The sequence below is a fragment of the Billgrantia sulfidoxydans genome, assembly GCF_017868775.1.
GTDB lineage: Bacteria > Pseudomonadota > Gammaproteobacteria > Pseudomonadales > Halomonadaceae > Halomonas > Halomonas sulfidoxydans.
Map to the genome: position 1 here is coordinate 3,197,409 of NZ_CP053381.1, position 15,258 is coordinate 3,212,666.

General features: G+C 57.4%; 9 protein-coding genes. 1 reads left to right on the plus strand and 8 read right to left on the minus strand.

All coding sequences use genetic code 11. The features are described 5' to 3' along the window. Positions 1-76: 76 nt before the first annotated feature. From HNO51_RS14820 to HNO51_RS14850, 7 genes are all read right to left on the minus strand, one after another. Positions 77-3,448: a DEAD/DEAH box helicase family protein gene (locus HNO51_RS14820; RefSeq protein ID WP_209537734.1), complete on the minus strand. Its 3,372-nt coding sequence runs from the start codon at positions 3,446-3,448 to the stop codon at positions 77-79. Next, a complete protein-coding gene (locus tag HNO51_RS14825) occupies positions 3,448-3,642 on the minus strand; it encodes a hypothetical protein (RefSeq protein WP_209537735.1) in 195 nt (64 codons plus the stop codon). The genes HNO51_RS14820 and HNO51_RS14825 overlap by 1 nt, the downstream gene beginning before the upstream one ends. Further along, positions 3,639-4,229 (minus strand): ATPase, encoded by a 591-nt coding sequence (locus HNO51_RS14830; protein ID WP_209537736.1) that lies wholly within the window; start codon positions 4,227-4,229, stop codon positions 3,639-3,641. Before HNO51_RS14830 ends, HNO51_RS14825 begins: the two co-directional genes overlap by 4 nt. Beyond that, entirely contained in the window at positions 4,219-7,569 is a 3,351-nt protein-coding gene (locus tag HNO51_RS14835) for a site-specific DNA-methyltransferase (RefSeq protein ID WP_209537737.1), read from the minus strand. The genes HNO51_RS14830 and HNO51_RS14835 overlap by 11 nt, the downstream gene beginning before the upstream one ends. Positions 7,570-7,707: 138 nt before the next feature. Further along, positions 7,708-8,559, minus strand: coding sequence for an Abi family protein (locus HNO51_RS14840; protein WP_209537738.1), 852 nt, complete (start codon positions 8,557-8,559; stop codon positions 7,708-7,710). Positions 8,560-8,770: 211 nt separating this feature from the next. After that, positions 8,771-11,650 carry an SNF2-related protein gene (locus tag HNO51_RS14845; protein WP_209537739.1) on the minus strand — a complete coding sequence of 960 codons (2,880 nt, stop codon included), beginning with the start codon at positions 11,648-11,650 and terminating at the stop codon, positions 8,771-8,773. 80 nt (positions 11,651-11,730) lie between these two features. Further along, positions 11,731-12,960, minus strand: a complete 1,230-nt coding sequence (locus HNO51_RS14850) for a DUF4236 domain-containing protein (RefSeq protein ID WP_209537740.1) — start codon at positions 12,958-12,960, stop codon at positions 11,731-11,733. Between the two features lie 82 nt (positions 12,961-13,042). On the opposite strand from HNO51_RS14850, the gene HNO51_RS14855 reads away from it, so the two are divergent. Then, positions 13,043-14,134, plus strand: coding sequence for a hypothetical protein (locus HNO51_RS14855; RefSeq protein ID WP_209537741.1), 1,092 nt, complete (start codon positions 13,043-13,045; stop codon positions 14,132-14,134). Here HNO51_RS14855 and HNO51_RS14860 read toward each other — a convergent pair. Further along, positions 14,114-15,190 carry a YagK/YfjJ domain-containing protein gene (locus HNO51_RS14860; protein WP_209537742.1) on the minus strand — a complete coding sequence of 359 codons (1,077 nt, stop codon included), beginning with the start codon at positions 15,188-15,190 and terminating at the stop codon, positions 14,114-14,116. The two genes, HNO51_RS14855 and HNO51_RS14860, sit on opposite strands and share 21 nt — an antisense overlap. Between the last annotated feature and the right edge of the window lie 68 nt (positions 15,191-15,258).

Here is a 15,258-nt window from a genome sequence, read left to right on the forward strand (position 1 = left end):
ACAAGCCACATCTCGAAATCACGTTAAAACCTGTCACAGCGAAATTTTCGCTGTGACAGGACAGCCCTTTTATTTTTTAAGCCACATAACAATCATTCGTTTGGCCTGCCACCACCTGCATCAGGCTATCCAGGTAGTTGGAATCCGACATGAACAATACGTGCTTGGCACGCAGTTCATCCGAAGTCATCCCCCAGTGGCTCACAATCCACTCCCGTGTAGTGCTGGAAGGCGCCAGGATGACGCTTTCCAGCTCGACATGCTCACTTTTCAGGCGCCGTTCCACATCCTTGATGCGCTCCCCAAACTCGATCTTCTCGTCCTTCGGCCCGGTATGGCGGAGCCCATGAGGGTCAACGAAAACGATGCGCTGCCTGTCGTCCTGCACATGCCAGAGGATGAAGTCGGGGTAGAACCCACCCGCCTCGAAGAAGCCAATGCCCTGCTTGACCAGGTTGCGCAGCAGGTATAGCTGTTCGCCACGTTCCGCTATTGCCTGCTGGTTTCGCTCCAGCCACTTTTTCAGATCCTCGACGAAGCGGAACTCACTGTCGTTCAGGGCAACGGGTTCGACGCGGATACGGCTGTCCTTACCCAGGTGCAGCAGCGGGTTGTAGAGATGAGCACCGATTTGCACGGCGCTGATGCCATTGGACTTGGACGACCGATACATACCCTGGCGCTGCTTCTCGATGGCCTCCTTCATCTGCTTGATGTCGTCGATCAACGCTGATTCACTGCCGTCGACGATTAGCTGATACTCCTTGGTATCCGGCAGGTTGCCTCGGGCATCCTCGAGCGCGACCAGCTCCATGCGCGGCTCCAGATAGGCTCGGCGGTGGTAGTTGAAGACCCGGTCCATCAGCAGCGATAGGAGCTCCAGCGCCATGCTCTGGTAGCGCTGGAAGTTGTCGGCATGCAGCTTCCACTGGTCCTCGGGGACCAGCAGCCTGTACCACACCCGGCTCTTCAGCAGCGCCGGCAATCGGCCGGTATCGATGAGCAGGTTGGCATAGCTGCGGGATCGCCTGTAACGCTCCAGGTCTCGCTCAAGGGCGGCCATGTCCAGGAACAGCAGGCGCTCGTCATCGAAGTAGCGCTCGTGCTGCTTGGCCTGGCCTGGCTTGGCCATTACGTCCTTCACGCCCGAGGCCTGAAGGCTTTCGACCCGAGGGTAGCGGTCGAGCTCTATCTTGCGCTCCTTGAGCACGATATCCGGCGTCAGGCCCAGCTCATGACGGAAACCGCTACCGACGGTAGCCACAGGGTGTCCGAAGCGCACCAAGGGGCCGTCGCGGTAAAAGCTGTAGGCCTGCTTGGTGTCCTGCCGGACCTTAGGACGCAGCATCTTCAACGACTTGCCAACGTCCTCCATCACGTTCAGCTTGAGCGTATGGATCTCGGGTTGGTCGTTGCCCGGCAGGTCTTCATCCTTCAGGAAGTCACGGAAGGTCGCCATGAAGTCGGCACCGACGCCGAAGACGTTGAGTGTCTCGAGCAAATAGAGGTGCTTGGGAGCCAGCACCGGATCGAGCCGGCTGGAGCGCATCAGGCTCATGTCTCGGCCTTTCAAGCGTACACCGCGACCGAACAGCTGGATGATCTGCGAGCCCTCCTTCTTGCCGGTGTTCATCAGGCCCATGCTAGAGACACGCCAGCAGTTCCAGCCCTCGATGAACTTCTTGGAGCCGATCAGCAGGTTAACCGGCGAGCTATCGCGAGTAACCTCGGAGAAAATGGGATTGGCCAGTTCCGACTTGCGGACTTGCAGATGCTGGATTTTGTAATCCTCAAGGTGCTCGGCCAGCCCCAGAGCATCACCCACGTTGATCAGGCCGAAGGGCTTCTCCGCCTCCCCCACCTTGAGCAGTAGCTCGCCGGAGTCACCGGTGATTCGGTCGACGTTCAGCGTACCGCCGCCTGGGGCATGGAAGGTATGGGTAAGGATGTCGCGGTAGAGCTCTTCGACGGTCGGTCCTAGGGCCTTGAGCCAGGGAAAGCTACCCGAGAAGATCTCGTTGCCTTGCTTGTCGATCAGCCCGGTAGTTTCTGCGTCACCTTCAAAGACGGCGCTGAGCGCCCGGCGCGCTTCATCCTTCTCCCCAAGGAACCAGGCCAGAAAGCCCAAGACCTGAGCGATATCGGAAGCACGCTCCTTGTAGTTCTTGGCAGTCTCCTTGCTGCCGTCGTCCTTGACCACGCTGGCCCCGACGAACACCCATAGCGGCGCGGCCAGGTTCCACTGGGTCAGCTGGCCGTGTTCTTCCTGGTAGTAGCGCTGCTGCTGGTAGAAAGCCAGCAGTGCCGCCGTGAGGTAGGTGTAGCGCTGCTGTGTCTCCTTCTCCGGCAGGTTGAAGATTCGGTAGTCCTTGCCGTAGCCATCTTCGTAGAAGTAGCGGTAACCATAATCGAACAGGATGCTCTTGGCGTAGGTCTCCTCCACCGCAGCATCCTTGGCGGCCACCACGGCCTCCTTGAAGGTGGCCGAGTACTCGAAGGTAAAGCCACGCCCGGCCAGCTTGTTGCGATGCGACAGCCAGCCTTTCTCTTCGCTCGCCGACCCCAGCCCGCGGTGCCCTTCATCGACCAGCAGCAGGTTGCCATCGCCGAAGCTGTCCACCGCCATGGTCTTCTTGCCCTGCTCGATGCCGAGCTTGGTGATTTCGGTCACGGCAACACGGCTCAGCGCTTTCCGCTCGCCGCTGAACAGGTCACCACCGTCCTGGCTCAGGCGCTCCGCCTCCAGGCTGGATTCACGGCACTCCAGCAGGTGCTGCTCACTGAGGCGCTCATTGGGCGTAATCAGAATGATCTGACCATAGTCGGCGATACGGTGATGCTTGCGAGCGTAATGCCGGAACTGACGCACGTTGGTGTGCATCAGCAGCGTCTTGCCCGAGCCCGTGGCATTTTGCAAGCACAGCTTGTTGAGGTCATCGTCCTCATAGGGACCGATGCCCGTCTGGTAGCCCTGCCCCTGCCAGTACCTATTGAACCGCTCGACCTGGCGGTTGAGGCTGGCCTTGAGCGCCTCACGATCGCGGAAGTATTCATGGAGGTAGATCTCGACGAACAGCAGGGTCAGCCACTGGAAGTATTTCCAATCGACCTCGGTCTCCCTCTGCTGATTGAGGGCATCGGTGTGCTCAACGATGTTGGCGTCGAAGCGCTTCAGATCCTCCTCACCGTACTTCCAGGTGGGCTGATAGCTGCCCAGCAAGGCGTGGAGGTAGTGGTGGTGGCGATCGCCGGTCAGCCCGGGATCACTCCCCTTGAGCGTCTTGCTGAGCAGGGTAATCGGACGTACCCGGCTGCCGCCGTCCCGGTACTGCTCCAACGGGTCGATACCGAAGCGCGTCAGCACCCACTGGTTGAGCACCAGCTTCTTGAGGAAGTCGGTCTTGGCACTAAGTTGCTTGATCTTGGTCTGGCGTGGCCTCCCTGCCATCAGTGCGACTCCCGGTCCTGCTCATTCTGCTCGCCCACACGCTTCGTAGGCGCATCTTCGCCCACCAGCACGGGCTTGCCGTCTTGCCAGATCACGGCGTACTGGCCGAGGCGACGTTTACGCTCCAGGGTGTCGGCGACTGCGGTACGGAGGCTATCCAGCATCTCCTGAGTATCCGGTGCCAGCTGAGTCATGGCCGTGCCTCCTTGACGAGTAGGTTGTAGTGGCGATCATCGAGAATATGGCGCTCGTCCCCGGTCTGTTCAAAGACCGGCTCCGGGGTGCCGCCGGCATTCATGAAGCAGCGCGCACGGGAAACGGAGGGCGCGTAGAGCGTCAGCAGGTTGTGTAGGCTGCGTGGGAAGCGGCGCTGAATGTCCTTCAGTGGGATATCGTGTCCACCATGAGATACTCGCTCTGCCACACGCAGACGTGACATCTCCGCCGAGGGGAGTGCCAGGTAGACCAGCTCGACCCGCCAGCCTGTTGCCAGCAGCCGCTTCACCAGGCTCAAGTAGCCTCGCCCCGAGAGTGTCGTCTCGAAGGCGAAATCCTCACCCTCCTCGATCGCGTCTTCGATCTCGCGTAGAAAAATCCGACTGGCGGTGAGAAGCTCCCGCTCCGGCGCCAGGGGAGAGAGACCAGCGGCGATCAGGTCGGCGTTGATGAACCGCGCACATTTGGCCACCTGGGGCAGGTAGTGAAGCGCAAACGTCGTTTTGCCAGCCCCATTAGGGCCGGCAACAATCCAGCAGGTAGGAGCGCTGGCTTCAGAGTTCATCGTCACATCCCTCCCACATGCGGGCATGGAAGGTCTCTTCCAGGCTGTGTACGCGGCTACGCGCACTGCCGGTCAGGTTCAAGCCGTGCGGGCCGTTGATGTAGATAGCATCGAACTCACTGTCGGTGGTGCCGATCTTGTATTTTTCCAGCAGCGCTTCCAGCACCGCGGCATCCTTCTCAGGGTCGTCGGTCAGCTTACGCCACACCACCAGCACCTTGGCCAGGTCCTCGTCGCTGCCCGGGATACGGCGCACGTGCCCTTCCACCTGGCGAATCCAGTAGGCACCGTCTTCGTTCTCTCGCAGGCCTTCTGCCTTGAGACGCGTGTTCTGGTCCTCCGGCAGCTCGGGGTCTTCCTCGCGAGTGAAGCGGGCGATATAGGTACGCGGCTTGTCGAGGTGAGTGACATGCAGACCGATCAGCCAATTGAACGTTTCGACCAGGTCGACGGCGGTTTCGCGGGTCTCGTCGCTGCCGGGCTGCTTGACCTTCAGCGTGTAGCCTTCGGGGTCACGGAACCACTCGGTATTGAGCAGGCTGGCTGAGCCGCGGGTCTCCACATCGAGCAGATACTTGAGGGTATAGTCACGGCGCAGCTCGGCATTCTGCTCCATCAGCGCATCGCGCTGGGGGTTATCGTCCAGCTCGAGATTGTTGAGAGTATCGTCGTAGCTCTCAAGGCGGAGGTATTTGAAGCATTGAGCCACGCCATTCAACTCCCCTTTGTCATCCTCTAACGGGGCCCCACCTTTCCAATCCTGTGAATATGCCGACTTCACAAGCCTAGGCTTAATTACATCCGAAAAATACTCACCCATCTCCACCAAGAAATATTTCTTCCCACCCTCCCCCAATCTCTTGCTATTTATTACAGATACACCCGTGGTGCCAGAGCCGGAAAAATAATCTATCACCCAACCATTTTTTCCAAAATACGAGAGCAGCCTGCCTATATCCTTCACATCTTTCGGGTTGTCAAAAACCCGATCCCCCATGATCGCCTCAAATGCATTGTTAGTATTTTGCGCATAGCTCCAAAAGACACTCCCCATCACTTGGCGCGAGTTCTCAAAAAGATAATACACTACACCTGGCACGGTTTTCTCATCACGGCCAAAAGATATTTCGCCTCTATCATACTTATCCCAAAAGGTTTCGGGCTTAGAATACCTCCACCCACTCTTTGGGATTTTTACGGGCAGCTTTGTTTGAGGGTGCAACACCTCATACCTTGGCCCCTTACCACCTGGCCAGTTTATATTCCCATCATCCCTATACGGCCCCCTCAAAGACATCTTGGGATATTTTGACAAAATACTTTTTGTTTCCGAGTCTTTAACCGATGACACGAAAAACTTCCATTCTTCATGGATTTTTCCCAAGTCATTCCCAACCCTTTTTTTTATTCTCTCAAACTCGGCCTTCGCCTCATCCACCCCCGCCTTAAGCTCTCTGAGTTTCCTGCCTGACTTATCCAAACCTTCTTTATCTAAGCAATAAACCGCCATATATTCATGGCCAACCGAAAAATACTTGGCATCGTTTTTTCTGTTTCTATCCCAAACCAACCTAGCAAGGCGGTTGCTCGAGCCAAAAACCTCATCCGCCAAGAGACCAAAATTCTGAATCTCTACATCATCAAAGCTTACGACAACAAAAGCATCTTTAGTCATCAAGTGCAAGCTAGATGAAATCCTGTCATAAAGCATCGCGAGCCAGCTTGAATCTTTATAGCTATCCTTGTAAACAAACCCGTCATCGCCAGTATTGTAAGGCGGGTCAATATAGCAAACCGGCATGGACTTCTCGAATGTTCTTTCAGCCATCCTTATTGCTTGAAAATTATCGGACTGAACAAGTATGCCATCCAAGCTGGAGAAAGAGACACCAGAGCGAGACAGTATGTCTATTTTGAGTTTTTCCGAAAGAAGACCAGTATCTACCATCAGAAACTTGAACTTACTACTCGACAAAATTCCTGCGGGGCCTTCACCATCTAAAACCTCATCCAGCTCATTCAGATCAACAGAGCAGTACTTTTCCCACTGCCTCCTTTGCTCCTCATTGCTTGAAATATCGACAACAAGATCCTCGCATCCCTTTAAAATATCTAAAGAAATGCAATAATCAGAACTTAAAACAAATTTTTTCTTAAGCCACAGCTTCCGCTGAAAATTCTCCAGCTGTGACAGAAATATGATAATCTGCTTGGCGATCTTACGTAGTACCTGAATCTTCTTCAGCTGCTGCTCAACGATCAGCACATCAGCATTGTCGATATCGTCAAGGCGCAGGATCTCGTTCTTGATATAGAAATCTAGCTCGCGCGATAGGAATCCACCCAGGTCCTTGTGGATAAAATAGTCCATGGTATTTCTGGCTGTGTACTGCTGCAGGTACTTGCCCAGCAGAGTGCGCTCTTTCTGCTTGTCCGTCGGCGCCCGGGTAGCAAGCCCTTCTCGGAAGGCAGCTACGCCATCGGTGAGGCGCAGCGCCGCCATGATGAACTCTTCAGCCTCCTCGAGGCGCTTTTTCTGCCAGGTGCCGCTCTGGCCCGTCTTTTCCGGGTCGGGCCGGTACTCGAACTGCAGCACGAGGTCGGCGCCCTCCAGGCGCACCGGCTCGTCGTGGTGGATGATGAAGAAGCGCTCGGTGCTCTCCTTCACATCGTTGTGCTCACCCTCGGTAGCATCGACCACACGGCAGTGCACCTTGAGCGCGGCGTCCACTGAATCGAAGCCCAGGCCACCCTGTGCGGCGGAACCATGTAGCTTCTTCAGGGCCTCGTTGAGGTTGAAGGTGAAGTTGGCCAGCGTCTCGGAGGACTTGACGTAGTACTGGTCCTTGTTGGCCCAGTGAAGGTAGACCTCTCGCCCATCGTAGGGCACCGCATAGGGGGCGGCCCGGCTGTCGTTCTCGGCGACGTGATGGCGACGACTCATGAAGTCGCCTTTGTCGTAGTAGCGGGAGAAGAAGCGGTAGAGGTGGTCGTAGATGTCCGCCGAGGCGTTTTGCTCGCGCTTGGCAACATCGTAGGCGGCACGTGCCTGCTTCACCGCCGGGGCGCTATCCGGGTCCGGAGCCCCCAGCTCCTCGGCCTGACGCCGCTTCTCCTCGATCTCCTGGCGCATCGTTGCCAGCTGCTCTTCGCCCTGCTCGGCAAACGCCTCCTCGATCGCCTGGGCCAGGTCTTCCCGGATGAACCGGGAGAGTTGGTCGCTCTTGGCATGCATGATGCGGTAGAGCCCGAAGTCCAACTCCGGCTTGTCGAGCTGGAACAGCTCGTGCAAGAGGTCGATGAAACGTTGCCTTCGGTCGTCCGTGGTTGCTACAGCCATTGGTCAGTACTCATCAGCTCGCGAAACCGACATGAATCACTATGAAATTCAAGCAGTTAAAGAATCACGACCAGGCGACGAGGCCTGGCCAGTGGAGATTCGTATGGTGCTGATGATACTCGGTGGAGGTGCCAGGCTCTAGGAGAGGCGGCTCCGCCACACGGGGCACTGCAGCCAGCCGTCGGGGAAGCCCATGCTTCCAGGGTCGATGGCATAGCGCTCGATCAGAGCCGCCAGCCTCTCTCGAAAGTGGTGATGGCGGCTGATCACATCGAGCACATAGGCAAGCATCGTTACAGTGTTGTATAGCTTACGCTGCGCCGTTTCGTCTCTGAACTTGACCAGGCTGTCCCCCAGTGGCTCCGGGTTGCGTGGCAATGTGAACTTCACCGTCAGCTCGCGGTTCCACACCCGGGCGTGGTGGGCACAGTGGTTGCGGACTACGTTCAGGTGGTGGCAGAAGGAAGTCAAGATACGCTCATCCAAGCCGTAGGGCCTAGCGATGGCGTTGCGGTCATCACTATGAGCGAGGTGCTTGAGCCACTTCGAGAGCTGGCCAAAGCTCATGATCTCTACCACCGCCCATACAGGCGGCAGGGGCTCGTCGTACCGAGAGCGGAAGTGCTCGATGAACACCTCGCGATTGCTTTGCACATCCTTGAGAAGGCCGGCCAACCCGCTCCGATAGTTCCAGCGGCTGGAGTCCGTAAACAGCGAGGTCTGCATCAGCGCATGCGGTCCATGACGGTGCCCCATCTGATAGGCAAAGTGGCCGCGCAACGACACCTCGACCCTTTCAATGGCGTCAAGCAGCAACAAGCGCAGCTCACGATCGAACAGGTAGTGGTCCAGCACCGTCTCGAACTGGGTCCCAGGGCGGAAGGTATGACTATCGTGGTCCGCCTCATAGGGAAGCCAGTAGGCGGCGAGCCGATAGTAGTTCAGGTGGGCCAGATAGTGTTCGGCTCGGGCTTCGTCCCGAACCTGCATCCCCCGCTCGCGAAGTCGCGCAAGCTGGTCGGCATAGCTAAGGGCTGGTTTTTCGTATCTCATTGATCGCACAAAAAAGTAACCCCCCATGGTGCGCTGATCTGACGGGAAGCGTGGGGGGTGTTGTTACATACAAGTTTAGGCAGTTGACCCGCCAAGGTCAACCGGCCAAGACGACCTTCGAGGCCAAGTCCTTGGGCCCGCATGCCCTTCACGTCAGCTCCCAACGGATCAGGAATAGCCGATGAGCCTGGCTCTTGCGGTGCATCTGGCGTTCCAGGGCATCGATGAGCGCGTCGCGCTTCTCCTCGATATCGTCTTGCACGTCGAAGATCGCCTGACGGTCGCGGCGCTGCTGACGCTCAAGCGTCTTGAGCGCTTCCTGCGCGGCCTTCTGCTCCTCAAGGGTCTCGGCGGTGCGTGAGCGGCGCTTGGCATCCTTGATCTTGGCCCGCGTGTCCTCCAGCTGCGCTTCACTGGAGGCGACCTGATCATCGGCCCAGGCCTCCAGTTTGTCGCGCTCGCGCTGGAAGTAGCTGTGATTCTCCTCAAGTACACGGCTAAGGGTGGCATCCAGCTGCCGCTTGGCCAGCGCAGGGAGCTCCTGAGGGGGTTCGGGTGCGCTATCGGGCCCTACCTCAGCCGTCACATTGAAGAGCCGCTCACAGGCCTCCTGGTCAAGGTGTGTGCCATCGTCGGCCAGGGCGGTGAAGACGAGGTGCTCCTCATGCTGGAAGCTGTCCAGCTCGAGCAGATTCAGCTCCAGCCATCCACTGCGGGTGGTGAGCTGTTCGAGTACCGAGATTCGCAGGGGGTGACCGGACAGCTTGAAGCGCAGGGTAGCGACCGGCGTCTCCCGGCGGCGGCCGCTATCGAGCACATGCTCGCCCAGCGGATGTGTCAGCCGATAGACGTGGGCATGCTCGGGCGGCTTTATGCCCTTTCCCTTGCGAATCAGCCAGTAGTCACCGGCGGGCACGCTCTCTACCGGAGAGGCCTCCAGGTGAAAGGTCAGGCTGCTATCTCTGAACTTGGCCTGCTCCGCCAGGCAGTGGCGGGTCAACTTCCAGAACAGCTTGCCGGTGCGGTCGAGCTGAGCCTCGGCCTTGTCACGCTGAACGCGCAGTAGGTCGTGGATCTGTTCGTCGAAATGCTCGAGCAGCTTGCTCTCCGTCTCCTTCATGCGGGCATCGATATCGGCCTCCAACTGCTCACGCAGCTCGGCGAAAGCCGCCTCGATGGCATCCGGCGTGCGGCAGGTAGCGTAGATATCGGCAATGCGCTTCTCCACATCCACACCCGACTCCAGCCGGCCGAGAATTTCATCGGAAGCACCGAACAGACCATCGAACAGCTGGAACTTCTCGCTCAGCAGTTCGAGCACGCGCTTGTCGGCCTCGTTGCGCTGGTTGAGGAAATTAACCACCACCACATCGAATTGCTGGCCGTAGCGGTGACAGCGACCTATGCGCTGCTCCACACGCTGAGGGTTCCAGGGCAGGTCGTAGTTCACCACCAGGTTGCAGAACTGAAGGTTGACGCCTTCGGCGGCCGCCTCGGTAGCCACCAGGATCTGCGCCTTGTCTCGGAAGTGGTCGATGATGGCAGTACGGCGGTCAATGGCGGGACTGCCCGTCACTCGGTCGCTACCAGCATGCTCCGCAAGCCAGCGTTGGTAGATGCCTGTCACCCCTGGGCTGTTGTTGGTGCCGCTGAAGGTCACAACCTGATCGGCAAAGCCGTTCCGCTCCAGAAACCGGCTTAGGTACTCCAGCGTGCGCCGGGATTCGGTGAACACCACCGCCTTGCGCGGTGCCCCCATCTCATCCATGCGAGCGAAGCCTGTTTCCAGCGCGGTAACCAGCGCATAGGACTTGGCATCCTCGTGAATCCCCCGAGCCAGGTTCAGATACTGCTCGATTTCGGCGATCTCACCCTGCAAGCGAGTGGGATTGACCTCTTGTTCCAGATACCGGGCATCGGCCTCCTCCACGTCTTCGGCTTCCGCAGCTTCCAAAAGCTCCTCATCGAGCGACTCATCGGCCAGCAGCCGCTCCAGCCAGTCCTGTTCGACCTGATGACGGTTCTGCAACGACTCGAGTCGCTCCTTGAGGGTCTCCAGCGTCTGGATAATGGCCGTGGTAGAGGACGCCAGCAGCTTGCGTATGACCAATGTCACGAGGTGGCGTTGCCGCGTGGGCACGCCATAGCTGTCTTCCCGCGCCAGATAGCCGGAGACTAGATGGTAGAGACGCTGCTCATCCTGGGACGGGGTGAAGGGGATCGTCAGCGCCTTGCGCTCTGTGTACTGCACATACTCCAGCACCTGGCGACGCAGGGTGCGTTTGGCAAACTCCTCCAGCCGGCGGCGCAATCCCTCAATGTCATTACCACCACGCATGAACTGGCGGCGAAAGCTGATGGCGTCGCCAAACAACTGGTCATCGATCACCGTGGAGAGGCCATAGAGCTCAAGCAGTGAATTCTGCAATGGCGTGGCGGTGAGCAGCAGCTTCCGGCTGCCGGCGAAGGCACGCTTGATGGCCTGCCCGGTGCGATGACTCTCGCGGTGGGCGTTACGCAGCTTGTGGGCCTCGTCAATTACCACCAGGTCCCAGGGGATGGTGCGCAGCTGAGGTTCCAGCTTGGCCGCGAAGTGGTAGGACATCACGCTGATGACGTCCTGATCCAACGGATCGTAGATCCCCTGATCACGCTGCTGCTTGTAGGTGCGGGCATCCAGCACCTGAGTGGGCAAGTGGAACTTCTCGGCCAGCTCGGTCGCCCATTGCTTGCGCAGGGCGGCCGGTGCAATCACCAGCAAGCGACGCCGACGCTCCGCCCAGTACTGGCAAATCACCAGCGCCGCTTCGATGGTCTTACCCAGCCCCACCTCATCAGCGAGTAGTACCCCCTTAGTCAGCGGGTTCTGCAGGGCGAAAAGGGCCGCATCGATCTGATGCGGGTTGAGATCGACCGAGGCATCGAATAGCGAAGCAGCCAGTCGGTCAACGTCTCCCCCCCTGCGCTGCCGAGTGAGCTCATAGGCGAAGTACTTGGCGTGGTAGTCGGTGATGCGCTCAGTGGTCATCCCTGCACCCTGCTCTAGCATGAGGTAACGTCACACTTTGTAACGTACACGAAGCGATATCAAGGCACCTTTGGCAGGGGCTACACTAGCTTGAACGGCTCGATGTCGCGGAAGATGCCGGTCTTGGTCATGTCGCGGCGCAGAGCAAAAGCCTCCAGAGCAGCCACCGGGTCCACCTGGTCCAGCCTGCCGAAGTGAATCCTGCCCCACTGTTCTCGGTTGACCTTCACGCTGAACAGATACTGGTCGCGCTCGCCGCCGGTGGCAGAATCAGTGACCTGGCGATAGCCGGAGACCCTCGCCTCCTGCACGGCGGGCAAGCGGGCGAACACCGCACCCAGCACGCGAAAGGCGATGCCGTGGACGTGGTCCCGATAAAGCTCACGCTGCCGGGTATCGCTGAGCCGGCGGGACGTGGGCCTGATCTGCTTGGCGGGCATGGTCCAGTAGCGGTCTGGCATCTCGTCCTCACATGGGAGGTCGATATCCACGGCAATGGTGCTGGCGTCGCTGCCCAGGTCGAAGTCGATGGCGGTTTCACGCGGCCAGTCGATTTCCTCCAGGCGTTCGCGCAGCGTCTGCTCCATGGCGTTCGGGTCGTGCAGCACGCCTTCCCCTTCGCGAAGGTGGCGTGCAAACTCGGCCTCGTCGTGCTTCGCCTTGCGCCATTCCCAGTCGCGGTAGGCCTGATCAAAGGCCGCTTGTCGGCGCCGGTTCTCCTCCACGACGTGCCGCCTGGCGGGCGGCCACAGCCGGTGCCACCAGGCAAGCTGACGCAGCACCAGTGGAGCCGGCGGTGCCTCGGTGAAGTCTCGCGTGACGTAGCCGGTGATATCCGGATGGGGTGTCTCCTCGTGGAGCCGCCCCAGGCGGTCCAGGTCGGCATTGAGACGCTCGCAGTGCTGTGCCAGCTGCTCGCGCAGAGACTCCCCGGCATGCCGCCGCAGCACCCGCGCCTCGTCGTCGCTCATGGGCGTGCCGTCCCCGTGGGCAAAGTGGATGCCGCCATCACCGTCGATATCCAGCCGGATGGGCAGCGACTCGCCCTGAGCTAGCAGCGCCTCCAGGCTCGCAGCGGGGCTGGAGCGGCCGGCGCCGCTGCTCCCATTCCCAGCCGAACGGCCCCGGGCGTTGAGCTTCTGGCGATAGGCGAGCCCGGTGCCGGGAATGCCCGCGTGGCCGTAAACGCCCCTCGGCCCCACGCTGAGGCTTGCGCCCCGCGGGCCCACCGAAAGCCCGAGGCCCCGCTTGCTCAAGTTGAGGCGGATACCCGGTGCGAGGGTGATACGGCGCTGGAAGCGAAATGCCATGGTTCTCCTTAGGTATTGCGCTAGTACAAACTGCTGATAGCCTATCAGCTTCTCGGACTGGGCATGCAGGACATCAACGGCGATGGAAACAATCGAACAGCTGCACAGCGACCCACGCCCTTTGGTCAGCCTGGCCAACGTAAGCGCAGTGACGGGCGAGTCTCTTGGAGAGTTGCTACTTCGACTGGCTGGCAACGACATACCTCTATTTATGGAGCGGCCAGAGGAAGCGCGCATTTTTTGTGTTACTCAATCGCTGCCTATGCCCCACCGTGAAGCAACATACCCAGAAGCCATTTTAAGCCCATCTAGAGGCTTGAACCCTCCTGGATTCATGACTCCAAAACGAGGTGAGACTCACATAGATGCCTCTCACTTCAACTATCTTGTATTAACGAGCGCTGATTACGCCCCCCTGACCGAAGGGGGCTCAAGACTATCAGTCAAGCTGTTCAGACAAACTGCCTACATTGACAAGGGAGGTGATGAACCGATTACAGTCAACGCGAGCGATTATTATAGAGAACATTTACCTAAAGCCAGCCCACTGGAAAAAATGAAGGCACAATTTTCGTGTTGCTATCAAAACAAAGAATGGCCTTCTACATTTAAATTTACTAGCGTGACTATAAATTCAGAAGAGCTTTTAGTATCGAGAACCTCGCTTCTGGATCGCGTCTTAAGCTATAGTAAACAAAGCACCTGTCTCCTTCCTGAGCTTCAATGTCATCTTCAGCCATGGAAAAGTGACTTACTTCTTGCGCTCAACAAGGCGGCTTTTAAAGTTCACTCAAACGACAATGAAAATAAAATATTTAGCAAGGAGCAAGTAATGGCAGCCATCAACGAACAAATTAATGGTAGCAGACCATCAGATACCACCCTCAGCAGGCTAGCCACCCTGCTCCGCCACGATCGTCAACCAGCCAACTACAGAAAGGCGGTCAACAGCAATTCCACAAACAAATATCCACCACATTTCACACCGCAACTCATTTACCTTAATGAAAAAAGCGAAAAATACTACACCGACTACCAAGGTTCGAAAAATCAAACGCTGCCAAGTGCCAAAGCTGTCCAACTTGAGTTACAGGAGGACGGAGTTATTAGCAAAGACACCGCCATCAGAGTAGCAAGCGCCCTGATCCCAAGACTAAGACACTCGACTCTCTAAACTCTGAAGCTTTCTTGGTCGCCCCCTTCTTCTTTCCGGTTTAGCATTTTTACAAGCTGAGCGAAACCACGTTCGCTCCCCTGGCGCCTCAGCTGCCATGACGTAGTCAGTCTTAACCATATAGTCAACTACCAGACCCACAAAGGCTGAATACTTTGCATCATCGTAATAGTCGAGTGTGCCTATGCCTAAATACCGATAATGGCTCTTGTGTCGATTACAATTATAGTATCGACCTTCGCCCTCTGACACGATTTGGTTTCTCCAGTGATCCCCCAACATCTTGGCAAGGGTAATGTCCTCGCGGTGCTTGGACCCGTCACATAGAGCGATGACATGGAAGTGAAAGCCACTCAGTAGCCCATATTCCAGCTTCGCCATGTAACCCACCACTCCCCGTATAGGCACGCCACGCAACAAATCTTGACGAAACCGTTCCCAGTCTTCTTTTACGTCCCCCAGCGCCGTCCTGAAGTCATCGAGGTCTACGTACTTCCCTTTTCGATAGCTGAGATCCAAGCGCAGCACCTCTAGCCTGGCATACTTGGCCCTTAAGCCGTTGACAAGTTTCTGAGCACCTTTCATGCGAGCCTGCTTAGCTCTCTCAAGCCTGCGCATGTACTGCCTCATACCCGCCCCACGGCACTCCTTTCGGATCATAGCAACAGCGGCATTTAATCTATCCACCTGCTCATAAGGGTCATAGTTATAAAGATTATCTATCCTAAAGTCCTCCGCTGCGTCATGATAGACTCTCACATAGGGATGACTATTCATGAGCTGGACACAAGAAAACTGGTTATGTCGGCTGTTTTCAATCAGTCGCTTCAGCATCTTCCCTGTCAGACTCCAGGACCTAATACATGGAGCGCGCCCCTCTTTCTCAAACACATCAAAAAGTTCTTCATCCGTTCTAAACAATCGCTCGACTACTGCTCTTACCTCCTTAAAGTAGGTTAGCACCTCCTCATCGAGGTTGCTCTCTGCCTCGTCCCTGACATGGTCTAAATCAAATTCGCAGCCAGGCCACTGCACCTCTGTCTCGTCGTAACACATTGCCTCTCATGCCTCTCATTAATGGTAGCCACATCTTATTGGTGGCTACCAACCCTGACAGTAAAAAA